Raw genomic sequence first — 25352 nt, forward strand, 5'->3', positions numbered from 1 at the left:
GTGAAGATGTATATGGATATCTACAAAGAGAAAAATTACAAGTTAGTTATTCAATAATATTTAAAAATGTAGAAGATAACTATGTAGATAGAATAGAAGAACTTTATAAAAAGCAATTAGAGAAAATTTTAAATGAAAAATTTGATAAAGAGCAAATTCAAGCAATAATAAACAAAAATAATTTTATTATTAAAGAAGAAACCAACAAAGTAAGTTCTCCTAAAGGTGTAACGTATGCTGTTAGATCTTTAAGAAATTGGTTATATAATGAGAATCCTTTTGATATTTTTGATTATGATTATTTTATAAGTTTATTACAAAATAATTTAAAAGAAAATAAATATGAAGATATAGCATGCAAATATTTATTAAATAATACTCAGAAATCTATAGTAATTTTACGTGCAAGTAACAATAAAGAATTAGAAGATGATTTAACTGAATATCAAGCTTCTTTAAATAATGATGCTATTAAAGAAATTATTGAAGAGACTAATCAACTTATTAAGTGGCAAAATATTGTTGATAAAAAAACAGATTTAGAAAAAATAAAAAGCATTGACGCTAAAAAAGTAAACTTGAAGAGACCATATAAAGAGACTGTTTTTGAAGTTATAGACAGTATAAATTATGCACATTATGATATAGAAACAAACGATATACTATATTCAAAATTCTTATTTGATGTAACATCATTTGATAAAGAGCAACTTCAATATGCTTCATTAATTAGTTATTTATTATTTAATATTAATAATAAAAATCAAACTGAATTAGAAGTTTCAAAAGAAATTGATTTTAACTTAGGAGATATTAACTCTAGTATGAATATTTTAAAAAATGACAAAACAAATAATATTCAAATTAAATTTATAATATCTGCTAAAAATCTTCTGGAAAAGATTAATAAATTGTCTGATATTTTAGTATCTAACACACTAGAGACCGACTTTAGTAATAAACAAAATATATATAATATATGTTTAGAACTTAAATTAATGCTAGAAAATCGTTTCAAAAATGCAAGTCATTCATTTATAAGTAAACGTATAGCTAGTTACAATTCTTTGCAAAATAAAATTTTAGAATATATTTCGGGATATGATTTTTATAAATTTATAGAAAATATTGTAGAAAATTTTGATGATATTTTTGATGAGCTAAAAGGAAAACTAGAAAATACAGTTATTAATATTTTCAACAAAAATAACTTATTAGTTAATATAGTAGGTAATGAGAAGATATATGAAAATTCTAGGATACATATTAAAAAATATGTAAACAAAATCCCTTCTAATGATTTTATTTCTACTAATTCCATAAAATTTATACCTAAGGAGAATAATTATTCTGAAGCATTTTATTTTGATACGTTGGTTCAATATGTAGGACTAGGTTATGATATTGATGAATATAGTGGTTCTTTATTAGTATTACGACATATTTTAAATTATGATTATTTATGGAATAATATTCGTGTAAAAGGTGGAGCTTATGGAGCAGGAATAACTATCAATAAATATGGAGAAGTAAGATTCTGGTCATATCGAGATCCGAATTTAACAAAAACATTAGAAAATTATTTTAATATATCTGATTATATAAAGAATATTAAATTGAACGATACAGAGTTAAATAAATATATTATAGGTACATTAAATACTTTTGATCAATTAATGTCTCCAGTAGAAAAAGCAACTATTTCATTAAATAATAGATTGACTGATAGTGATGTTAATCTATTCGACAGATTAGTAAATGAAATTAAAAATACTAAAGTTTCTGACTTAGTAAATAAAGCTAAATTATTTGATAAAAAAGAAAATAATAGTTATAAATGTGTAGTTGGCTCAAAAGAAATAATAGAGAAAAATAGAAAATTATTTTCAGTAGTAAAAGAATTGAAGTAGAAAGGGTAATATGAGAGTTAGAAATAGATCTAATGCAAAAGAAAGATTAGAAAACAATGAATATGTTTTTATAGAACCTACAATTAACAAAGGAAATTGGCATAACATATTTAATAATATAAATCCTATACACTTAGAGATAGGAACAGGTAAAGGTAAATTTATATTTAATCTTGCGAAAAAATATCCTAATATTAATTTTATAGGTTTAGAAACACAACCTACAGTATTAAGTTTTTTACTTGATAAGATAGAACTAGAAAGTATAGAAAATCTGCGTCTTATACTAGCTGATGCAAACAATTTAACTGATTATTTTGATAACGGTGAAATTAGCAAAATATATTTAAACTTTTCAGATCCTTGGCCCAAAACTAAACATATAAAACGTCGTTTAACTTTTAAAACTTTTTTAGATCAATATGTGCAAGTATTAAATGACGAGAAAAGAATAGCTCAAAAAACAGATAATCAAAATTTATTTGAATATAGTTTAGCTAGTATGACTCAACACGGTTTTGTTATTGATAAAATATCTCTGGACTTAACAAATAGCCAATATGAGCAAGATAATGTCCATACTGAGTACGAAGATAAATTTATTACAAAAGGTAATAATATTTATTATGTGGAAGTAATTAGAAAATAAGAATTATTGCTATTTTATACTAATTTCTTTGTAATTATACATTATATATTGATTTTTATTTTGAATTTATTTATAATGTTTAAAGTAGAAAAAATTTAAGGAGACCTAATAATGATTTCAGTAAATGATTTTAAAACAGGTGTTACCATAGAAGTAGATGGTAATATTTGGAAAGTATTAGAATTTCAACATGTAAAACCTGGTAAAGGAGCTGCTTTTGTACGTTCTAAATTAAGAAATATGCGTACAGGAGCTGTAAATGATAAAACATTTAGAGCTGGAGAAAAAGTAGCGAAAGCTTTAATAACTAATGAAAAAATGTCATATCTTTATTCAACTGGAGAAAGCTATGTATTTATGAATAACGATACATTTGATCAAATTGAAATTCCAGAAGCTAATATAAAATATGAATTAAATTTCTTAAAAGAAAATATGGAAGTTTCTATTCTAATGTTTGGTAGCGAAATTCTTGGAGTAGATTTACCTACAACTGTAGAGTTAACAGTTACAGAAACTGAACCAGGAGTAAAAGGTGATACTGCTACAGGAGCAACAAAATCTGCTACAGTAGAAACAGGATATACTCTACAAGTACCACTATTTGTAAAAGAAGGAGATGTTCTAGTTATTAACACTTCTGAAGGGTACTACGTATCAAGAGCTTAATATAAAACGTTTTTAGTTATAAAAATCAATTATAACACTTGCAATTCTTATTATGCTATGTTAAAATATCACTTGTGTATGTAGTAAATGTTATGAATCAACTATTTCCAAAAGGAGGATTAATTCATGGCAAAAGTTTGTTACGTTACTGGACGTAAAGCTCGTTCAGGAAATACTCGTTCACACGCGATGAACGCTACAAAAAGAAAATTTAAAGCTAACTTACAAAAAGTTACTATCTTAGTAGACGGACAACCTAAAAAAGTTTGGGTTTCTGCTCGTGCTTTAAAATCTGGAAAAGTGCAACGTGTATAATTGATAACATAAAACTTTAAACTATCTAAGGTCTTCTTAGATAGTTTTTTACTATTTATTAACAATTTAATCATTAATTTAATGAAAGTAGGCAGAATATGAGATATATTTTCTTAATTATTGTAGGAATTTTATTATTAACAATATTTCTATATAATTATTTTATATTGTACAGACTAATAAAATTATTTACTACTAATAGAAAGATAAAACTATTAACTCTTATTTTAAACACAATAATATTTTCACCAATATTACTGTATCCATTTAGTATCTGGTTTGTGTTCATATTTTATATATCATTAACGTTTGTTGTAGTTGATATAATTTTATTTATGTTAACAAAAACTTTTAAAATAACTATTTCTCATAAACTATATAAAATAATAATTATAATTCCATTTATAATATCAATACTAGTAACTAGTTATGGATATATTAATGCACACAATATAGTGAAAAAAGAATACACTATTACTAGTACAAAAATAAAAAATGACAAAGGATACAAAATAGGGCTTATTAGTGATGTTCACTTTGGAAATACTTTTTCAATACAAGATCTTGAAAAATATAGAAATCAATTAAATGATGAAAATTTAGATTTTTTGGTGCTAGCTGGAGATATCATAGATGAATTTACTAAAGTTGAAGACTATGAAAAAGTATTTAATATGCTAGGAAGTATAAATACAAAAAATGGTGTCTATTATATACATGGTAATCATGATGAAAGTAGATATACAAATCCAAAGGATAATCGTAAAGAAAAATTACTAAATGCTATAAAAAATGTTAATATTACTTTTTTAAATGAAGAATCAATAAACGTAACAGATGATATAATAATTACAGGAAGAATAGATTATTCTTATAGAAATTTAGGAGTTAGATATTCATCTAACGATCTTATAAAGAATCTAGATAAAGAAAAATATTTAATAGTAGCTGACCATCAACCATCTATATACCAAGAAAATAAAAATGCTGGTTATGATTTGCAGTTATCTGGACATACACATGCTGGTCAAATATGGCCATTTGGTTATGTAACAAGAGCAATAAGTTTTGATTACGGTTATTTAAAAGAAGATAATTTTAACCTTATAGTTAGTTCAGGATTTGGAGTATGGGGTTATCCAATAAGAACAGAAGAAAAATCTGAATATGTGATAATAAATATAGAGAAAGAATAATATACGAATAAAAAGCTTATATAAATCAAAACTAAGATAGGAGACATATAAGCTTTTTATTTATTATATTTTTATTGCAATATTGAACTAAATATAATATAATTAATAATATAATTGTTCGCATAATACATATTATATGTAAAAATAAATAATATTATTATAGAGGTATTTATGAATCAAAAAGATTATTATAAACGTAAAATTAATGACAATATTAAAAACTTTCCTTCTTATATAGAAGATTTTTTGGATACTTATTATGATATTTTGTCACCACTAACTTTACACCGTTATTTAGAAACATATACAGTGTTTTTTAATTGGTTAATCTCAGAAACAATTTCTGAGGCAGAAAATATGAAAGAAGTTACTATTACTACATTAGAAAATTTATCAAAGAAAGAAATGGAATCTTTTTTTAAACACCTTTCTCGAGAAGAAATAAATGGAAAATATCGTAGTCAAACTACTATTAACAATTATAAAGCTGCTATGCGCTCTTTATATAAATTTTTAACTGTTACTAGTGAACAAGAAAATGGAAAACCTTATTTTGAAAGAAATGTTATGTTAAAAATACCTATTAATCGTGTTAAAGAAACACTATCATCAAGATCAAAGAAAATTTCAGAAAAAATATTTCTTGATTCTCAAGATGAAGATTTTTTAAATTATATAGAATACGATTATGAAAAAACATTATCAAAACACGCTAAAACATTCTTTCTAAGAGATAAAAAACGTGATTTAGCTATATTAACATTATTTCTGCGCAGTGGAATTCGTGTTAATGAGTTAGCTAGTTTGAAAATAAAAGATGTTGATTATAAAAATGGAGAAATAAATGTCATAAGAAAAGGAAATAAAACAGACTCTGTATTGATAACTAATTCTGCATTGTCTAAAATAGTTGATTATTTAGACAACCAACCTTTTGAATTAGGACGTGAAGATTATCTATTTGTAACAAAAAATAAAAAAGGAATAACTATTAGAGCTATACAAAAATTAGTTATGAAATATACAGAAAGTTATAATATACCTATGTCACCTCATAAATTACGACATAGTTATGGAACAAAACTTGCACAAAAAACTAATGGTAACATACCTATTATTATGACACAAATGGGACATTCTAATAGTGATACATCTATGTTATATATAAATGAGTCAAAAAAGATTATAAAAAAAACAATCGAAAAACTTGATGAATAAAAAATATCCTTGTATATTTGTGATTAATACTACATTTTATTTAGTAAACACATTTAATACAAGGATTATTTTTTTCTAGTTAATAATAAAGTTGCAAAATCGTAAAGCCAATTATTATTTAATTTTTTACCTATATTTTTTGCTGCTAAAGTATGTTCATTTAATAACTTTTCGCAGTCATCTATTCCATAAAAACTTAGATAAGTTTTTTTATTTTCATCACTAGGAAGTTTACCTATCTGCTCAAATTCTCCGTAATAATCTAATATATCATCTCTAATTTGATATGCAATACCTAATTCATAACCATATTGTTCAATTAAATATAGTTCTTTGCTATCTTTTTTTGCTATTTGTGCTGCAAAAATCAAAGGTAATGTTATTAATTTACCTGTTTTTAAGCTGTGCATTCTTTTTAAATAACTTTCATCAACTGTATAGTTTTCTTGTTTAATATCATATATTTGTCCGGCTATCATACCTGAACTTCCCGAGCTATTAGACAAAATTCTTATTAAATCTACTTTTGTGTCAGTAGGCAATTTTTTATTATCTGATAATATTTCATACGCTAGTGTCTGCATAGCATCACCAGCCAAAATAGCTATGTCTACACCAAAAACTTTATGATTTGTTAATTTTCCCCATCTATAATCATCGTTGTCCATAGCAGGTAAATCATCATGTACTAAAGAATATATATGTATTAATTCTATAGCAAGAGCAATATCTAAATATTCATCAGAATTAATACCATAATGTTCTAACAAAGCTAAAAACATAATAGGTCTTAATTTCTTTCCTTCATTTACCAAGGAATATTCGATTGAATTTTTCAAATCTATAGGTATATCAAGATTGGAAACATAACTTTTAGCAAACTCATTAATATTCATTTTTTTCTTCTCTAAGAAATTTTGTATGTTATTCATTTTCTAATTCCTTTGAAAATTCAGCTACTTTTTTTTCGGCCTCATCTATAATAGAGTTACAATTTTTAATGATTTGTACGCCATTTTTATATTGCTCCAATGCGTCATTAAGAGATAACTCATTATTTTCTAATTTATTAATTATTTCTTCTAACTTTTGCATTTGATATTCAAAATTTATTTCTTGTTTTTCTTTAGTCATAATAATTCCTTTCAGATTCGACATCAATAACTTTAGCAGATATTCGACCATCTTGTAATGAAACTTTTATATTGTCTCCACATTTTAAATTTTCTACAGATGAGATTCTATTATTACTATCATCAGTTATTATTGTATATCCTTTTTGTAAAATAGTTAAAGGTGAATTGCTATTAAAAATTTCTAATTTAATATAAAATTTATTTCTATAGTAATCTAATATATCTAAATTAAGAATAGATCTTTTGTAAGTATTTAATTTTAATTTTTCTTTCTCTATTTTATTTTCTATAATTGTGTTTAATTTATTTTTTTTATAATCTAAGTCTAGTAAATAATCTTTATATATTAGAGAAAAATTTTTTATATAATGATTTTTTGATAAATTATCTAGTATATTTTTATTATAACTGATATTACTATTTATACTTTTATTTAATCTATTTTTTAATAATATTATATTATTTTTTATACTTTCTAAAGTTATACTAGTAACTATTTCTGCAGCTGCTGTTGGAGTAGAAGCTCTCATATCTGCAACATAATCTACTAAAGTAGTATCTGTTTCATGCCCTACCCCAGTAACTATAGGAGTATTACAGTTGAAAATTTCTCTAACTAAATATTCATTATTAAAGCTGAATAAATCTTCTATTGATCCTCCACCTCTTGCTAATATTATTACGTCATGATTAGCACTATCTGCTAATTTTAAATTTTTTATTAAATCATTAACTGCAGAATCTCCTTGAACTAAAGATGGATAAATAGTTAGATTTACTAATGGGTATCGTCTTATTAAAGTTCTTTTTATATCTTGAATAGCTGCTCCAGTAGAAGAAGTGATTACAGCAATATTATTATTTATTTTATTTATGTTTTTTTTATGTTTGCTATCAAATATTCCTTCAGAATTTAATTTGTCACGTAATTCTATAAATTGTCTATACAAATCACCTACGTTGTCAATTTGTAAATCTTCTACTTTTAATCTGTGTTCTCCATAAGGAAAATAAAAATCTAAATTAGCTTTAATTAATACTTTATCGCCCTCTTTTAAATCTTTATAATCTTGTGCATTAAATTTTAAAGCTTTAATAATAGTATTTTCATCTTTTAATGAAAAGTACATAGTACCTGTAGAATGGAATTTTAAATTAGATACTTCTCCTTTAACATACACTACTTTTAAATATGGATCATTTTGATATTTTTTTTCTAAATATCTGTTTAATGCTGTAATAGTCAAGTATGTTGTTTTTCCATTATTTTCCATATTAATTGTTTGCTACTTTCTCTACTACACCTTTTAAAACTCCGTTAATAAATTTATAACTTTCATCTTTCTCACTATATTTTTTCGATAATTCAACAGCCTCATTAATAGAAACTTTATAAGGTATATCGCTATATTTGATTTCATAGATAGCTATTCTCAATATTTGTCTATCCATTTTTGATAAACGTGAAATTGTCCAACCTTTAAGATTTTCAGAAATAATACTATCTATTTCATCCTTATGATTTTGGATACCATTTACTGTATCTACTACATACGGATTATTTCTAACATCTTCATCTTCTAATTCAAGAACTGTATCAAAATCAAGATCATTATTATCAATTTGAAATAACAGTTTAAAAGTGATTTCTCTTAATTCATGTCTTGTTTTCATAATAATCTCCTATTAATACTCTAATCCTAAAATATTTATGTTAATATTTTTTGTATTTAATTCTGTCATATTGAAAAGTGTATTACGTACATTTTCTTGAACTTTTTTAGCGACTTTAGCTATAGGATAGCCAGCTTTAACGCTGCAAGATATTTCTATCATAAGTTCATTTTCATCAAAATACAATTTAACACCTTTTGAATATTCTTTTTTTCCTATTTTTTCTAACGCTTCTGTTGTAAAGTTACCTAATAATTTTGAGACACCTTCCACTTCTTTTGTAGCAATACTAACTATAACTGCTAAAGCTTGTGGTTTTATCTCTATTGTTCCTAAAGTTTTATTTTCCATTGATATAAACCTCCTAAATTTATAAACTCAATATTATAATATTATACACTATAATAAAGTAATAGTAAACTTGAAAAACACATATAAAAATAAGTGTATATTAATACTAATTATACACTTAAAATTCACTATTTTCTTGTAAAATGTATTATATATTTATAATATACAAATATAACAATAAATATCGCAACAATTTCACTAACAATAACAAGTATATTAAAAAGAGAACTATTTATTATTTGTTGATAGTTAGCTACTTTTTGAAATGAAGTTGCACATATTATTAATGGAAAGGTAAAAGCAGAGAAACTTGGGAAAAATTCTCTATTTAATAGTTTTGGTAAATTCATTAAAATAAAAGTATAAAAAACTATGGCTATAATTACAAGAAAAATAGTTAAATAATAATTTTTATTTGCTATACCAACCATATAACTAGTTAAAAGTAATCCGCCTGGAGCAGCAAGTATAGTTATAGTTGGATATTCTCCAGACATTAAATTTTTATAAATAAATACTCTATATAAAACTATAGGTATTAATATTAAATAGTTAACTAGTGTAAAATAAAAGACTATTTCCCCTAACCATTCTAAATTGTAAGTTTTAGCTGTTACTGTTACTACAGCAGGACCTACGAATGCTATATACCATGTAGGATAAATATTACCTATTTTTCTTTCTTTTATTACATATTTTACAAACACAATACATATAATAATAAGTTGCAATAAAAAAGCTAAAATCCAAAAAATAAAACTATATATTCCTATATATTTCTCAAAATAAGAACTTAATAAAACAATAGACATAGGAAAGGTAGCTACTACCGTTATTAAAATAGGTTTACTAATTATCTCTTTTATACTACTAGAATAAATTATAAATTTTAATAATAATAAAATTACTATTGCAAGTGATAAAAAATTGCATAATAATTGAATTTTACTACTATGTATTTGTAGTAAATTACCTAATGCTACTGTACCCAAAGCAAGACCTGCTATAGGTACTGGAAGATCTTTGATTAATTTCATACATTACTCCTTAATTTTGTTATACAATAATTTTATAATATCTATTAAGAAAATTCAATAAAATAAAAAATACAAATACTGAAAATAATTCAGTATTTGTATTTTTTCTATATTGATAATTCACAATATTTATATGCACTTTGTGCTGCTATTGCTCCATCGTTAGCTGCTGTTACTATTTGTCTAATTTCTTTTTGACGTGCATCTCCTGCGACAAATACTCCAGGTAGTTTAGTTGCTAAATGTTCATCTGTAGGTATGTATCCAAAGTTATCTAATATTCCTAAATCTTTAAATATTTCAGTTTGAGGATTCATTCCTATATAAATAAACACCCCATTTGTCACTATCTCTTTAGTTTCTTCTGTTTTAACATTTTTTACAATTATAGAATTTACTGTACGCTCACCTTTTATTTCTACTGGTATACTATCCCAAACAAATTCTATATTTGATTTTTGAAAAGCTCTTTCTTGTAATATTTTTTGAGCTCTTAATTCATCTCTTCTATGAACAATAGTAACTTTATTAACTATATTTGATAAATAAATAGCTTCTTCTATTGCAGAGTCGCCACCACCTATTACCACTACTTCTTTATTTCTAAAGAAGGCACCATCACATACTGCACAATAACTAACTCCTCTACTTGCAAATTCTTGCTCTCCTGGAATACCTAATAATTTAGCTTCCGTTCCTGTTGCTATAATTACTGATTTAGCTTTATATTGTTTGTCCCCTGCGTTAAGTACTTTTATGTTATTTTCTTCTATTTCTACACTACTAATTTCGCCAAAAGCAAATTCTGTTCCAAATTTTTTAGAATGTTCAAACATCTTCTCAGATAAATCTGGTCCTGATATTTCCTCATATCCAGTATAGTTTTCTATATCTGCTGTTGATAACATTTGTCCACCTGGATATTTTTTTTCTAGCATCAAAACAGACATATTAGCTCTACTTGCATATATTGATGATGTCATACCTGCTGGACCTGCACCTATAATAATTAAATCATATATTTCTTTCATTTTTTCTCCAATCTAACTATTTATATATAATTTTTTCTCTTTTTTGTTTATTAATCTATTGTAAAGTATAAAACTAATTCCTATTAATACTAATAATAAAGATACTAGTTGTGATACTCTAAAAGCACCTATATATAAAGAATCTTCTCTTAATCCCTCAACAAAATATCTTTCTACTCCATACAGTATCATATATGTAGTAAGCACCTCTCCTCTATATAAGTATTTTCTCATTAAAATTAAAATGAAAAATGCTACTAGACACCATAAGCTTTCGTATAAAAATGTTGGCTGATGATAAGCACCTTCTATATACATATTCTGTATTATAAAATCTGGGATTAATAAACTTTGTAATGTTTCTTTACTTACTATATCTCCGTAAGCTTCGTGATTAAAGAAATTTCCCCATCTACCAATAGCCTGCCCTATTAATAAACTAGGGGCTATAATATCTAATAATTTCAAAGTAGATATATTATTTCTTTTAGAAAATAAATAAATTACTATTAATCCTCCTATTAATCCACCGTAAATTGCAATACCACCATCCCAGATAGCAACTATTTTATTAATATTATTAGAATAATAATCCCAACTAAAAATTACGTAGTATAGTCTAGCAAAAATAAATGCAACGGGAACCGCAAGTAACAATAAATCTAATATTTTATCATTGGGAAGTCCTCTTTTTCTAGCTTCTCTTTCAGCTAAGTAATAAGATATAAATATTGCAACAGAAATAATAATTCCATACCAATATATAGGTTTAGAAAATGCATAAAATGCAATTGGGTTTATATAACTATCACTCATTGTCCTACTCCTTATCAGTTGAAGAAATTATTTGATTTCGTAATCTTTCTTCAAATTCTTTGGCTGTATTAATTCCCATTTTATTCAACCTATAATTCATTGCAGCAGATTCAATAATAGTTGCAACGTTTCTTCCAGGTCTTACAGGGACTGTTTTTTTCTCAATTTGAGTATTGTGAATTTTAGTATATTCAGTCGTTAGACCTATTCTATCATAAGCTTTATCGTTATTCCACGTTTCAAGATGAATATTCAAATCAATTTTCTTATCTTCTCTTATAGCTCCCGCACCAAACAATGTCATAACGTTTATAATTCCTAATCCTCTAATTTCTAACAAGTTTTTGATAAGTGGTGAGCCACATCTTCCTATTAAAAATCCATTATCAAGTTCTTTTATATCAACTCTATCATCAGCAATTAACCTATGACCATCTTTTATTAATTCAAGAGCTACTTCACTTTTACCTATACCACTCTCTCCTGTAATTAATACTCCTATTCCATAAACTTCAATAAAAACGCCATGAACCGATGTTTCAGGGGCAAGTTTATTTTGCAATAGATAAGTTATTTTACCCATTAAAATAGTCGTAACATCTGGGCTTCTCAAAATAGGAGTACCATATTTTTTAGCAGCTTCTATTAACTCTTTTGGAACTTCTAAATTTCTTGAGATAATAATACAAGGTGTCTTTCTAGTTGCTAACATTCTAGTTCTTGTTTGTTTTTCTTTATCATTTAATAGACTAAAAAAAGCTAACTCACTAGTTCCTAGAACTTGTATTCTCTTTGGAGTATAGTAGGAGAAGTATCCAGCTAATTCTAATCCTGGTCTTGATATATCCGCTGTTTCTATATTTCTATCAAGCTCATCTTCACCTATTATTACTTCTAATTTTAATTTTTCTACTAAATATCTTGTAGTTACTTTTGTCATATATTCTCCTATGCATAAAATTTATAAAATTGGAGCGGAATTTATCTTCCACTCCACTATATCATTTATTTATATCTTTTTATAATTATTTGCCTATCATTTACATTTATTACAGCATTAAATATAGAAATAAATACAGCTAAACCTAATGCAGAAGCAAAAGAATTTATATGAAAATCTGGTGATAATACATTAGATACTAATAATATTATTAATGCATTTATTATAACTATAAAAAATCCAAATGTTAAAATTATAGGAACAATACTTATAAAAAGAAATACTGGTCTTATAAACTTATAAAACAATGTTATTAAAATAGATCCGTATAATGCATATAAAGGATTTTTTAATTGTAAACTATTACCAAAAAATCCTGAAAAAGCCAAGATAATCAGAAAGTTCACTACTATACTTTTTAATATAGAAACTAATTTAAAATTTCTAGATATATTATTCATAAGCATATCAATCCTTATTATTTATTAAATTCCTCTGTAATTTGAGGTACTACTTGTTTTTTCCTTGATACAACTCCATTTAATGTCATAATATTGTTAACTAATGTTTTATTAAATGAAGCGGCTACTTTATCTTTTTGCTCACCTAAAACTAATACTTCAGAATTAGATGTTAGTATATTAGTAATAACAAAAACAAATGCATCTAAGTCTTTACTAGTAATTTCTTGGTTTATTACATTTTCTATTTCTTCTTGACGATTAATAACTTCATCGGCATCTACAGTATTTATTTGAGCTATTACCAGCTTTTTATCATTTAACACAAATTCTTTTGCATCAATGCTAACTAATTCTTGAGCAGTTTTTTTAGTTGTAGAAGCGCCAGCTTTTAGCATGTTAAGTCCATATTCATCAATATTTACATTTGCTATTTGGGCTAATTCTTCAGCTATATGTTTATCAGTAACAGTACAAGTAGGTGATTTAAATAATAAAGAATCAGATATTATAGCTGATAACATAAGTCCTGCCATTTGTTTATTAATAGTTACTTCTTGTTCATTATAAATTTTTTTCAATATAGTTGCAGTACAACCTAATGGCTCTGCTCTGTAGTATAGCGGAGCAGCAGTTTCAAAGTTAGCTATTCTATGGTGATCTATAACTTCTTTTACAACTGCTTTTTCTATTCCATCTGCTGATTGTTGTTTTTCGTTATGATCTACTAAAATTACTTTTTGTCCTTCTGAAACATTTTCTATAAGTCTTGGTACATCAACACCGAAATATTCTAAAGCATATTTCGTTTCATCATTAATTTCTCCCAAACGAACAGCTTCTGTATCCATTCCTTGTAACCTTTTTAAATTATTATATACTATAGCAGAACATATAGTATCTGTGTCTGGGTTTTTATGCCCAAAAATTAAAACTTTACTCATAATAAAACTCCTTTAATTTTTTTATTTTATAATTCTTTTTTTGCTAAGGATAAATCTATATGACAGTATCCTGTAGGATTTTTATCTAGATATTTCTGATGATATTCTTCAGCATCAACATAATTGTTAACTTCTTGAACTTCTACAGCAATTTTCTTATCATAACTCTTTTGCAATTCATTTATATAAGATAATGCTTCTTTTTTTGTATTTTCATCACTGTAGTAAATTCCTGTTCTATATTGTCTTCCAACATCTTCTCCTTGCTTATTTACACTAACAGGATCTATAATTCTAAAATAATGATGGAATATTTCATTCAAAGTGATTATATTAGTATCATACTTTAAATAAATAACTTCTGCATGATCGGTTTCATTTACTTTTTTGTAAGATGTGTTTTTAGTAGTTCCATTACTATAACCAACTCTAGTCTCTACTACTCCATCTAGTTGTTGGAAGTATCCTTCAACTCCCCAGAAACAACCTCCTGCTAAATAAATTTCATTAATCATATTATCATCTCCTTTATTCAAGCCTACATGAGTCTCGTAAAATTTTCTGTTCTCTACTTTATAATTATATATTATAGCATTAATTTCTGCACCTATAATCAATAAATAGCCTGTAAAATACAACCACATTATAAACAACATAATTGCGCCTATTGATCCATAGGTTTTAATATAACTAGAAAAATGATCTATATAATATCCAAACATCTTACTCAGTACAATCCAAGATATGGTTGCAAAAAATGCTCCTGGCATTGCATGAGAAATTTTTAGCTTAACGTTTGTTGCTAAAACGTATAAAAATACAAATATAAAAAAAGTAAAAAACAATGGTAATAAATATGTTACATAATTCCAAATAGTATAAAACTGTTCATCAAAATTAAATTTATGAAATAGAAGCCATGTTATTTGTCGGCCAAATACTAGTAGCACTAGCATTATAAACATTGCTATCATAATTATAACAGTAAAGATTATACTGATTAACTTCACTACTATCCACATTCTCTCTTCTTTTACTCTAAATGCAATATTAAAAGCGTACATCAACCCGTAAATTCCATTGGAAGCAGACCATAAAGTAAAGATAACTCCTATTGTTAATATGGTATTACTTTTATTATTTAATACCTCACTAATCATACTAAATATATAATCTCCTAAAATACCTGGTGCTAAAGAATTAATTTTCTTTAGCAAATAGGCTTGATCAATATTAAAGTATGGCGTAAGTGCAAGTGCAACTACAAGTAAGGGTAATATTGATAGTATAAAATAATAACTAAGATTGGCTGACAATAACGACACATCATCATACATCATTCTATAATATATTTCTTTTGAAAATTTTTTAAAAGTTAACTTATTTTTAGGATATTCATCTACAAAAGAATAATTTTTTTCTGGAATAAGCATACTATAAAATAAATTTAGCTACTGTTCTAGCTACCCCGTAATATTTTGGAATTGATGATAATTTAAAAAATTTCTTATTATTTAACTTATCAAAATCCTTTTTATCAACTACAACAAAATTTTTATCCTCTAAATAATTTTTGTAGTCATTTATTCTTTCTAATTCTGCTGCTGAATATCTTTCATTTTTATTCATTAATTTTTTTACTACTATTGCACCTGCAACAGCAAATAATAAAAATTTTGTTTTCTTATTCATCATTACCTCCGATTGAAAACATTATTAACATATTATAACATTATTATATACTTCTTTCAATTCTATAATATTAAAAATAAAAAAACGACACCATTTGGTATCGTTCTTAATTATTTACTCAAGCTTGATTTGTATCTAGCAGCTGCATTTTTGTGTATTAAGTTTGTTTTCGCAGCTTTATCAATTTTTTTGAAAGCTAGGTTCACTAATTCTGCAGAATTATCAGCACCCTCAGCTTTAGCTAATTTTGCTTTTTTAATAGCTGTACGCATCTCAGATTTTTTAGCTGAGTTAGCAGCATTAATTTTTGCATCTTTACGTACACTCTTAACTGATGATTGAATATTTGGCATTCGTTTCACCTCCCACATTGTTACTACTTTTACTAAGAAATATTAATTAATATTCTTAATTACGAATAATTAAGTGTTGTTAAAAATACAACTATCTAATTTTAACATATAGATTTAAACATTTCAATAGTTTTTTATTAATATTTACAACTATTGTAATTTTTCTATTAATCTATTTATAAGTAGGTCTAACTCCATATATTTATCTATATAACTAGATTTTAATTTTTCATCGCACTCTTTACATAAAATTAAACATTCCATAAGTTTTTTTATAGAATAATTATATGTATATTGAGTAGCTAATTGGATTCTATAAGGATGCATATTTAATTTGGTAGCAATATCCTTTTGATTATAATTTTCTTGTAATAAAACCTTTACTTTATAGTAAGTTCTAAGTTGCCCAGCTATTAATGACAACAGAAAAATAGGCTCTTCTCCTTTTAATTTTAAATTATTATAAGTATTACGTAATTCAATATAGTTTTTAGAAAATAAAGTATTTGTCAAAGTAAAAACATCATACTCTGTACTTTTGGTAACTAATAATTCTATATCTTCTTTATCAACTACTTTTTTGTCAAAAGTATATAGTTCTAATTTTTCTAACTCTCTTTTTATACCTACAAAATCTAATCTACTAAAATCTAAAAAAAACATTATATTTTCTTTTGATATGTATATATTTTTCCTTTGAAAATATTGTTCTACATATAATGCTAAGTCCTTAGCTTTAAACTCAGAAAAAGATTTTACTTCTCCTAATTCTTTAATTATTTTTGTTATTTTTTTTCTACTATCTATGCTTTCTCCACATTTAAAAATTAAAATAACATCTTTATTTATGTTATCAAAATATTCAATTAACTTATTTGCATTATGCTCTACTTTGACTTTTTTGAGTTTACTTTCTAAAAATGTACTATTATCGGCAACAATAACTTTTTTATTAGAAAATAATCCTGTACTCTGACATTCATAAATTATATCCTCAATAGTAGTTTCTAACATATTATATTTTATATAAGTAAAGCTATCTAATTCAGAATTTAAATGTTTTTTCGCTAATTTATCTTGATATTCTAAAATAGCTTCTCTATTTTCTCCATACAGTAAATATATATTTTTCATTTTCTTCCTTAACTAATATCGTATTTTTTACCATTGTAACTTAGTATAATTTTATCATTATCTACATTAAAAGCAATATCGTTAATTTTGTATATTCCTTTATCTAAAAAATTTACATTGATATTTTTAAATTTTGCTATATTTATAATTTCTTTTATTTTATCATCTTCTTCAATATTTTTCAGAACAATTAAATTCTTTATTTTGTCAGTTCCTATTAAGTTACGTGCATAACCTATATCTCTACTATTCTTTTTAGAAATAATTAAATAATCAATATAGTATATACCTTCATATCTTAATATATTGTCATATTCTCTCATTATATCATAACTCTTATCTTTTTTTCTAAAATCTTTGTAGTATTCTTGGAAATTGTTAGAGGTATTAACTAAATAAGATGTTTTATTTTTTTTAACAAAGTAAACTGATCTATTAGTTATTGTTAATTTTTCAAATTTATCTTCAGAATATAATCTAGTAGAACCTAAAATCAATATTAAAATGATTAATATAATACTCGATTTTTTGTAATTTCTTTTATTTAAAAAAATTAGAAATAAAAATATAAAAAAAGTTAAAATATAGATTAATAAATTTTCTTGCTTGCCTATATGTATATAATTAGCAACTTTAAGAAAAAATCCTTCTAAATAGTCACTAATATAAAATACGGTATTTAGTACTGGAACGAACACATAATTAAATAAATCAACACTTATAAGAAAATTAATATAAGAAATTAAAATTAAGGGGAAAATAATTATCGTAAAATAAGGAACGAAGATAACATTACTAAAAATAGATATAAAAGAAAGTGTATAAAAATTTGCTAAGCTAATTGGCACGCCTGCAATATATGATATAAAACTTATTTTAAATAATTTTATAACATAATTATTGTTAATATTTATGCACGGCTCAGACATTATTAAACTAAATGTAACTAAAAATGAATATTGAAAACCTATATGAAATATATATAGAGGATTTACTAATAATAAAATCATAAATGTCAATAATAGAGAAGATAAAGATGAAATCTTTTTTCTAAAAATTATATATAAAATGACCATAAAACTTGCTCTTAAAGTAGATGGTTGTAGCCCTGTAAGAATATTATATAGAGGTAATGTTATAAAAAGTATAGATTCTATTATAAAATCACTAATATTAAAATAACGAAGAAATATATACAATAACGAAACTAATGTAGCTATATGTAATCCAGATATAGCAAGTAAATGGCTTATTCCTAGTTCTCTATAAGATTCAATATAATCATTAAACATATTACTTTTGTCGCCGTATATTAATGCTTCAAAATAGCCACTTTTATTAAACTTTATATTACTTTCTATATTTTTAATAAATTTTAAACGAAAACTTTGAATTTTTCTATAAATGCTACTATATTGCTCATCTTCTATAGCTATTATTTTCTCTATACTATAAACTTTGAAAATACCTTGATTGTTATTGTATTCTTTGCTATTAAAAGAATAGTAATTTTTCTTTTCTTTTATATCGTCAATTGTTCCTTCTGTATATAAAGTACCTCCTAAAAACGAATTTTTGAAATATTGCTTTTCTTTTTCACTATTAATTTTATAATTAATTATTACTTTCTCGTCACTTATATAACCTACTGTCTTCAAAAAATCTCCATTTATTGAAATATTATCAACAATTTCTACTTCATGATATTTTTTATCATTATAAAATATAGAATGATTATTATTTTGAATATACCCGCTTCTAATAAAAAATGCCAAAAATATTACAATTAATAACGTAATATTTTTAGCATTAAAATATCGTTTATTTAGTATTGATAAAATTAAGAATAACAAAATTAAGAAAAATGTTAGTAATGTATTGAAATTTACTAATACTGCTATTAACGATAACAATGCTAAGAGAAAAATTTTCATTGTTTTAACATTCGTGCTATTATTAAGTCATTATTATAATCTATTTTTCGCACTTTTACTCCTGATTTTTTTAACAATTCTTCAGCATATTCATTGTTACGATAATCGTTAGCATAACATATTTCTTTTATTCCTGATTGTATAATAGATTTAGTACAATTTAAACAAGGAAAATGGGTAACATATATAGTAGCTCCTTCTGTAGAAACTCCAAATTTAGAACATTGTAATATTGCATTAATTTCTGCGTGAATAGTTCTAATACAATGCCCATCAATGACTTTACATTCTGAATCTATACAATGTTCATCGCCTTTTATAGAACCATTATACCCACCAGATATTATACGCTTATCCCTTACTATTGTAGCACCAACACTTAATCTATTACAAGTAGATCTAAGTGATAATAAATGGCTCTGCGCCATAAAATATTCATCCCAACTTAATCTTTTATCCATTATAATTTTTTCTCCTTAAACTTCTATTTCATCTTTTATTTTTTCAAAAGTACCTTTACCTATACCTTTTACTTTCATAATATCTTCTTTTTTTGAAAACTGTCCTTTATTTTCTCTATAATCAATAATTGCTTTAGCTTTAGTTTCCCCTACACCACTTATATTCATAAGTTGTTCTTTAGTAGCTGTATTAATATTTATTATTTTACTATTAGTTTCATTATTAGAAATGGAAGGTATTTTTTCTCCAATTTTGGGTACTATTATTAACATTTGGTCAGTAACTTTTTGACTTAAATTAATATTTGATGTATCTGCATCTTCTAGTAGTCCACCTGCCATATCTAAAACATCTTTTATCCTATTATCTTTTTCTAACTCATAGACACCAGGATTTTTCACAGCACCTTTTATATCAATAAAAATTTTTTTTGTTTCCTCTTTTGATTCTGAGGGCGATTCTTCATTAAATTCTTTAACTAATTCATAATTATTTGAATCAATTTTTTGTTCATTATTTTTAATTACAAAATGAAAAATAATTGAGCCAATAATTATGCTAGTTACTAATGCTAAAACTATTGTTTTTATATTTTGTTTAATAAATACAATAATCTCTTCCTTTTCAAACTTCATATACTTCACCTTGCCTTTATAATCTCATTATAATATATTGATTATAGCTAAGTCAAAGCATATCATAAGATATTTTAAAGTAATATTTATTATTTATATTTATATTATATAATTATAAAATTAACTACTTTATTACTTCTCACTTAATAAAATTTATGCTAAAATAATAAGATATTAACTTATCGAGGTGATTTTTTGTCAACTATTTATTTAGATTACGCAGCTACATCATTAAAACATTTTGACATACTAAAAAATACAATTAATGAATTAGAAAATATTTATGCTAACCCTAGTAGTAATCATACTTTGGGTAAAAAAAATAATAAATTGTTAAATAATGCCAGAAAATATATTTCACAAACTATTAATGCCAAAGATAGTGAAATAATTTTTACATCTGGTGGTACAGAAGCTAATAATATGATTTTTAATCATATTTTAAATAGTTATGAATCAGGAGAAATAATAATTTCTAATATTGAGCATTCTTCTATAATTGAATGTGCAAATAAATTAGAAGATAAAGGTTTTAAAATAATAAAACTAGAAGTAAATAAAGATGGCGTCATATCTTTAAATCACTTAAAAAAAGTTATAACAGAAAATACTGTACTAGTATCTATTATGTTAGCTAATAACGAAACTGGTGTTATACAACCTATAGATAAAATAGCCGATATTGTTAAACAACATAATATATTGCTCCACAGTGATATAGTTCAAGCTTTTGGAAAAATTAATATAGATGTTAAAAAGTTAAATCTAGATTTTGCTTCAGTATCTGCTCATAAGATTGGAGCTACTAATAATTTTGGATTTTTGTATGCAAAAGATAGTAAAATAACTCCTTTAATAATTGGTGGTGGACAAGAAAATAACCTAAGATCTGGAACTAGTGATGTGTTAGGAGCTGTGATGCTAGAGAAATGTTTGCATAGAACATTAAACTCCCAGAAAACATTAGAAGATATGAAAAATTATTTTATAACTTGCTTAAAAAATCATAAAGTATCATTTGAAATTAATGGAAGTAATATACACTCTTTACCTAATATATTAAATATTTATTTCAAGAATATTGAAGCTCAGAGATTAATAACTTTTTTAGATGCAAATAATATTTTCATATCCGGGGGATCAGCTTGTAGTTCTGGAAGTTTCAAAGGGAGCAGAATAATAGCTAGTATGTATAATGATGAACGTGCAGAAAAATCTGTTCGAATAAGTATAGGTTACTATACAACTAAAGAAATGATAGATATAACTGTAAATAAAATAAAAGAACTAGAAAATAGAATTTTAATGAGAGGTAAATAATGATACAAAAAAAAGTTGTTGTTGGTATGAGTGGCGGTGTTGATTCTTCCGTTGCTGCATATCTATTAAAAAAACAAGGATATGATGTTGTGGGTGTCTTTATGAAAAATTGGGAAGAAAAAGATGAAAATGGACATTGTACAGCAGAAGATGATTATAAAGATGTAATAAAGGTATGTGAACAATTAGACATTCCGTACTATTCTATTAATTTCGAAAAAGAATATTGGGATAAAGTATTTACTTACTTCTTAGATGAATATAAAAAAGGTCGTACCCCTAACCCAGATATTATGTGTAATAAAGAAATTAAATTTAAAGTATTTTTGGATTATGCTTATGATTTAGGTGCTGACTTTGTAGCAACTGGACATTATGCTAGAACTAAAGTAGTTAATGATGAAACTTTATTACTTCGTGGTATTGATAATAATAAAGATCAAACTTATTTTTTAAGTCAATTATCACAAAGCCAAATTAATAATATACTATTTCCTATTGGAGATTATGAAAAATCTCAAGTTAGAAAAATTGCTGAAGAAGCTAAACTTGTAACTGCAAAAAAGAAAGATTCAACTGGAATTTGTTTTATTGGAGAAAAAAATTTCCGAGAATTTTTAAGTAGATATCTACCTGCACAAAGAGGAAAAATGATTGATTTAGATGGTAATATTCGTGGTGAACATCACGGTTTAATGTACTATACTATTGGTCAGAGACATGGTTTAGGTATAGGTGGAACAAAAGATACAGATGGAGAAGCATGGTTTGTTTGTGGCAAAGATTTGGAAAAAAATATTTTATATGTCTGCCAAGGATTCCATAATCCTGCTTTATATTCGGACAGTTTATTAGCAAGTTCATTATCATTCTTATCAGATAATACTACGCCTAATTCATTCGAATGTACAGCTAAATTTAGATATCGTCAGCAAGATGTTAAAGTTCAAGTAGATGTATTAGATAACGATATAGTAAAAGTTAATTTTTTAGAACCTGTAAGAGCAGTTACCCCAGGCCAAGCAGTCGTATTCTATAAAGAAGAAGTTTGCTTGGGTGGAGCTTTAATTGATGAAGTTTACAAAGACAATAAAAAATTAAAGCTTTAAAATTAAAAAGCCTAATATTTTGAAATGTTCTTATATAAAACATTTCAAAAATATTAGGTCTTATTTTTTATCCTATTATTTCGTTTTTACATTTTCCTGTTTCGATATACTCTTTTAAGTTCTCAAAACTAGTTTCAACCATATTTAGAACTGCTTCATCTGTGTAGCTTCCCATATGTGGAGTTATTAACACTTTAGGATACATAGATACTAATTTTTCTACACGAGCATCTGCTATATTTTGATTTTCTAGATTTTTGAAGAAAAATGCTGATTCTCCTTCTATAACATCAAGTCCAGCAGCAGAAATTTTTCCACTCTCTAATCCTTCAATTATTGCATCTAAATCTTGTAATTCACCTCTAGCAGTGTTTATTAAAATTGCTCCGTCTTTCATTTTGCTAACAAAATCTTTAGTAACAACTTTTCCATTTTCTTTAATAAAAGGACAATGTAAAGTAATTATATCACTTTTAGCTATTAGTTCATCTAATTCTACTTGTGTACAAATATGATCTACTCCTTCTTTCTTAAAAGCATCATATGCTAATACATTAGCACCTAGCCCTTTAAATAGAGTCGCACTAGTTAATCCTATTCGCCCTATTCCTACAACTCCTACTGTACAATTTCTTATTTCTTTAGAAAACATTTGTGCATCTACAGTAAAGTCTTTCTTGCTAGTTTTATTTGCTGTATAAGCAACGTTTCTTAGCAACGTCATACCCAAAGTAACTGCTAATTCAGCAATTGCATTAGGAGAGTACCCTGGAACAAAAGCGGTTTTAAAGCCATTCTCTTTAGCATATGCTACATCTATATGATCTACACCTACTGTTCTAGTAAGAACGTATTCTACACCAAATTCTTTAAATAGATCTAGATTTTCTTTATTAGCCCAACAGTTTCCTCTTAGTATTACGCAGTCATAACCTTTAGCTAACATAACATCTTCTTTAGTTTTTACATAGTTAGGAACTAAAGTCATATCGAAGTTGAATTTTTTATTAACTTCTTCAAAAATTGCTTTTTCTACATCACGAACACCGTAACACAATACTTTCATTTTGTTTCTCCTTTATAAATTAATTATTTAATTATTAAAAAAATCCTTTTAAAGCTGTACCTACTACAATCCAAAAAATTATAGCTGCCACTGCTAATACTGTCGCTAAAAGAGACGCATTACTTGCTAAAAGTTGTTCTCTTTCATATTTAATAGCATAAGCTACTGCTACAGTTGCAGGTGGAGTTGCTAACATTATGATAATCGCCATAACCGCATCATAACTCATAGGAAGGATAGGTCTTATAGCCATTATTATTACAACAAATATTGCAGGTACTAACATTAATTTTGCAAAAACATAGAACCAAACCAATTTATCTTTAACAGCATCACCTAATTTAATATTTCCTAGTGTAATTCCTATCGCTAACCAAGCTAGTGGTGATGATAATCCACTTAAATATTTAATAGCAGCAAATACCCAAGGAACTGTCTTATCAATACGCAAGAAAGCATAGCTAACTTCTTTTCCATTTTCAGTGATATTTACTTGTGGTAAACTACCTTGGAATATCCAAATAATTAAACCTGCAAATGTTGCAATAATAATAGGATTTCCAAAAATTGCTTTTAAGTTTTTCTTTTCAAATTTTGTACCACTCATTCTTACAAGTCCGTACGAATATAAAAACACACGATAAGCTATATTAAAAATATTAGCATATAATGTACCTACTGTTCCTAAGAATCCGTTTATGATAGGTATACCAAAAAACGTAGTTGATCCGAATGTTGTTAATACTGATAACGTAGTTTTTTTGTCACCTTTTTGTTTGAAGAAAATAAGTTCTCCTAGTACTATAAGAATAACATATGCTACAAACCCGAATATAAAAACGTTAAGTCCGGTAGTAAAAGTTTCTTTTGTAATATTTACCATAAATGCTTGAAACGCAAGAGCTGGTAATGTCACAGATAGCATTATGTTACTAAGAACTTTCCCGCTTTCTGGACCTACAATATTTTTTTTACGAATATAATAACCTATTAAAATAATAGAGATCGTAGAAAATATTGCGCCTAAAAAGCTATTTGATAATATAATCTTACTCATATCTCCCATTAGTAAAATTCTCCTTAAAATATATATTTTTCATTGTATAACTGAATTATAACAACATTAAACATTATAACTCTATTTAATTATATAATCAAGTACATTTTTAGAAGAAGCTTAAAGATATCGCTTAAATTAATATTAAATAAATAAAATACTGTTATAATAAATAAAAAATATTAAAATAGTACACGACTAAATTAATATTTTTTATTGCGTATATAAATATTACTAATATAT

The 25352-nt window shown here is 25.3% G+C and carries 28 protein-coding genes; 8 read left to right on the forward strand and 20 right to left on the reverse strand.

Translation table 11 applies throughout. The features are described from left to right. From HZY83_RS01055 to xerS, 6 genes are all read left to right on the forward strand, one after another. Positions 1-1910, forward strand: a 1910-nt coding sequence (locus HZY83_RS01055; protein ID WP_179942265.1) for an insulinase family protein, incomplete at its 5' end; no start/stop codon positions are given. Positions 1911-1920: 10 nt separating this feature from the next. Then, entirely contained in the window at positions 1921-2559 is a 639-nt protein-coding gene (gene trmB, locus HZY83_RS01060; RefSeq protein ID WP_179942266.1) for a tRNA (guanosine(46)-N7)-methyltransferase TrmB, read from the forward strand. A 111-nt stretch (positions 2560-2670) separates the two neighbouring features. Then, entirely contained in the window at positions 2671-3228 is a 558-nt protein-coding gene (efp, locus tag HZY83_RS01065; RefSeq protein ID WP_179942267.1) for an elongation factor P, read from the forward strand. A gap of 126 nt (positions 3229-3354) precedes the next feature. Beyond that, a complete protein-coding gene (rpmB, locus tag HZY83_RS01070; protein WP_179942268.1) occupies positions 3355-3543 on the forward strand; it encodes a 50S ribosomal protein L28 in 189 nt (62 codons plus the stop codon). Between the two features lie 98 nt (positions 3544-3641). Beyond that, positions 3642-4739: a metallophosphoesterase gene (locus HZY83_RS01075; RefSeq protein WP_179942269.1), complete on the forward strand. Its 1098-nt coding sequence runs from the start codon at positions 3642-3644 to the stop codon at positions 4737-4739. Positions 4740-4910: 171 nt separating this feature from the next. Beyond that, the gene (gene xerS, locus HZY83_RS01080) at positions 4911-5957 is read left to right on the forward strand and encodes a tyrosine recombinase XerS (protein WP_179942270.1); all 1047 of its coding nucleotides are present in this window, start codon (positions 4911-4913) and stop codon (positions 5955-5957) included. A gap of 65 nt (positions 5958-6022) precedes the next feature. Here xerS and HZY83_RS01085 read toward each other — a convergent pair whose 3' ends face one another. From HZY83_RS01085 to HZY83_RS01175, 18 genes are all read right to left on the reverse strand, one after another. Then, positions 6023-6889, reverse strand: coding sequence for a polyprenyl synthetase family protein (locus HZY83_RS01085; protein ID WP_179942271.1), 867 nt, complete (start codon positions 6887-6889; stop codon positions 6023-6025). Next, positions 6882-7091: an exodeoxyribonuclease VII small subunit gene (gene xseB, locus HZY83_RS01090; RefSeq protein WP_179942272.1), complete on the reverse strand. Its 210-nt coding sequence runs from the start codon at positions 7089-7091 to the stop codon at positions 6882-6884. Before xseB ends, HZY83_RS01085 begins: the two co-directional genes overlap by 8 nt. After that, positions 7084-8367, reverse strand: a complete 1284-nt coding sequence (xseA, locus tag HZY83_RS01095; RefSeq protein ID WP_179942273.1) for an exodeoxyribonuclease VII large subunit — start codon at positions 8365-8367, stop codon at positions 7084-7086. The genes xseB and xseA overlap by 8 nt, the downstream gene beginning before the upstream one ends. A gap of 1 nt (position 8368) precedes the next feature. Beyond that, a complete protein-coding gene (nusB, locus tag HZY83_RS01100) occupies positions 8369-8767 on the reverse strand; it encodes a transcription antitermination factor NusB (protein WP_179942274.1) in 399 nt (132 codons plus the stop codon). A gap of 12 nt (positions 8768-8779) precedes the next feature. Then, on the reverse strand, positions 8780-9118 hold the full coding sequence (locus HZY83_RS01105; protein ID WP_179942275.1) for an Asp23/Gls24 family envelope stress response protein: 339 nt from the start codon (positions 9116-9118) through the stop codon (positions 8780-8782). 128 nt (positions 9119-9246) lie between these two features. Next, positions 9247-10155, reverse strand: coding sequence for a TDT family transporter (locus tag HZY83_RS01110; protein ID WP_179942276.1), 909 nt, complete (start codon positions 10153-10155; stop codon positions 9247-9249). 107 nt (positions 10156-10262) lie between these two features. Beyond that, a complete protein-coding gene (trxB, locus tag HZY83_RS01115) occupies positions 10263-11186 on the reverse strand; it encodes a thioredoxin-disulfide reductase (RefSeq protein WP_179942277.1) in 924 nt (307 codons plus the stop codon). Between the two features lie 12 nt (positions 11187-11198). After that, entirely contained in the window at positions 11199-12002 is an 804-nt protein-coding gene (gene lgt / locus HZY83_RS01120) for a prolipoprotein diacylglyceryl transferase (RefSeq protein WP_179942278.1), read from the reverse strand. Between the two features lie 4 nt (positions 12003-12006). Next, on the reverse strand, positions 12007-12942 hold the full coding sequence (hprK, locus tag HZY83_RS01125; RefSeq protein ID WP_179942279.1) for an HPr(Ser) kinase/phosphatase: 936 nt from the start codon (positions 12940-12942) through the stop codon (positions 12007-12009). A 65-nt stretch (positions 12943-13007) separates the two neighbouring features. Continuing rightward, positions 13008-13403 carry a phage holin family protein gene (locus HZY83_RS01130; protein ID WP_179942280.1) on the reverse strand — a complete coding sequence of 132 codons (396 nt, stop codon included), beginning with the start codon at positions 13401-13403 and terminating at the stop codon, positions 13008-13010. Between the two features lie 17 nt (positions 13404-13420). Beyond that, the gene (locus HZY83_RS01135) at positions 13421-14347 is read right to left on the reverse strand and encodes a manganese-dependent inorganic pyrophosphatase (RefSeq protein ID WP_179942281.1); all 927 of its coding nucleotides are present in this window, start codon (positions 14345-14347) and stop codon (positions 13421-13423) included. Between the two features lie 26 nt (positions 14348-14373). Further along, the gene (gene msrA, locus HZY83_RS08310; RefSeq protein ID WP_228098434.1) at positions 14374-15780 is read right to left on the reverse strand and encodes a peptide-methionine (S)-S-oxide reductase MsrA; all 1407 of its coding nucleotides are present in this window, start codon (positions 15778-15780) and stop codon (positions 14374-14376) included. Between the two features lies 1 nt (position 15781). Continuing rightward, positions 15782-16039 carry a hypothetical protein gene (locus HZY83_RS01150; protein WP_179942282.1) on the reverse strand — a complete coding sequence of 86 codons (258 nt, stop codon included), beginning with the start codon at positions 16037-16039 and terminating at the stop codon, positions 15782-15784. A gap of 110 nt (positions 16040-16149) precedes the next feature. Next, positions 16150-16392: a 30S ribosomal protein S20 gene (gene rpsT, locus HZY83_RS01155; RefSeq protein ID WP_179942283.1), complete on the reverse strand. Its 243-nt coding sequence runs from the start codon at positions 16390-16392 to the stop codon at positions 16150-16152. A gap of 150 nt (positions 16393-16542) precedes the next feature. Beyond that, positions 16543-17526, reverse strand: coding sequence for a DNA polymerase III subunit delta (holA, locus tag HZY83_RS01160; RefSeq protein WP_179942284.1), 984 nt, complete (start codon positions 17524-17526; stop codon positions 16543-16545). An 8-nt stretch (positions 17527-17534) separates the two neighbouring features. After that, a complete protein-coding gene (locus tag HZY83_RS01165) occupies positions 17535-19460 on the reverse strand; it encodes a ComEC/Rec2 family competence protein (protein WP_179942285.1) in 1926 nt (641 codons plus the stop codon). Then, positions 19457-19921, reverse strand: coding sequence for a ComE operon protein 2 (locus HZY83_RS01170; RefSeq protein WP_179942286.1), 465 nt, complete (start codon positions 19919-19921; stop codon positions 19457-19459). Before HZY83_RS01170 ends, HZY83_RS01165 begins: the two co-directional genes overlap by 4 nt. 15 nt (positions 19922-19936) lie before the next feature. Further along, positions 19937-20557: a helix-hairpin-helix domain-containing protein gene (locus tag HZY83_RS01175; protein WP_179942287.1), complete on the reverse strand. Its 621-nt coding sequence runs from the start codon at positions 20555-20557 to the stop codon at positions 19937-19939. 195 nt (positions 20558-20752) lie between these two features. Here HZY83_RS01175 and HZY83_RS01180 point away from each other — a divergent pair, with 195 nt between their 5' ends. Together HZY83_RS01180 and mnmA are read left to right on the forward strand one after the other, a co-directional pair. Beyond that, positions 20753-21877, forward strand: coding sequence for a cysteine desulfurase family protein (locus HZY83_RS01180; RefSeq protein ID WP_179942288.1), 1125 nt, complete (start codon positions 20753-20755; stop codon positions 21875-21877). Next, a complete protein-coding gene (mnmA, locus tag HZY83_RS01185) occupies positions 21877-22986 on the forward strand; it encodes a tRNA 2-thiouridine(34) synthase MnmA (RefSeq protein ID WP_179942289.1) in 1110 nt (369 codons plus the stop codon). The genes HZY83_RS01180 and mnmA overlap by 1 nt, the downstream gene beginning before the upstream one ends. Before the next feature lie 67 nt (positions 22987-23053). Here mnmA and HZY83_RS01190 read toward each other — a convergent pair whose 3' ends face one another. Then, on the reverse strand, positions 23054-24052 hold the full coding sequence (locus HZY83_RS01190) for a 2-hydroxyacid dehydrogenase (RefSeq protein WP_179942290.1): 999 nt from the start codon (positions 24050-24052) through the stop codon (positions 23054-23056). A 34-nt stretch (positions 24053-24086) separates the two neighbouring features. Further along, the gene (locus HZY83_RS01195; RefSeq protein ID WP_179942291.1) at positions 24087-25118 is read right to left on the reverse strand and encodes an AEC family transporter; all 1032 of its coding nucleotides are present in this window, start codon (positions 25116-25118) and stop codon (positions 24087-24089) included. Positions 25119-25352: the final 234 nt, after the last annotated feature.

It is taken from the genome of Gemella sp. GH3, from assembly GCF_013415425.1.
GTDB lineage: Bacteria > Bacillota > Bacilli > Staphylococcales > Gemellaceae > Gemelliphila.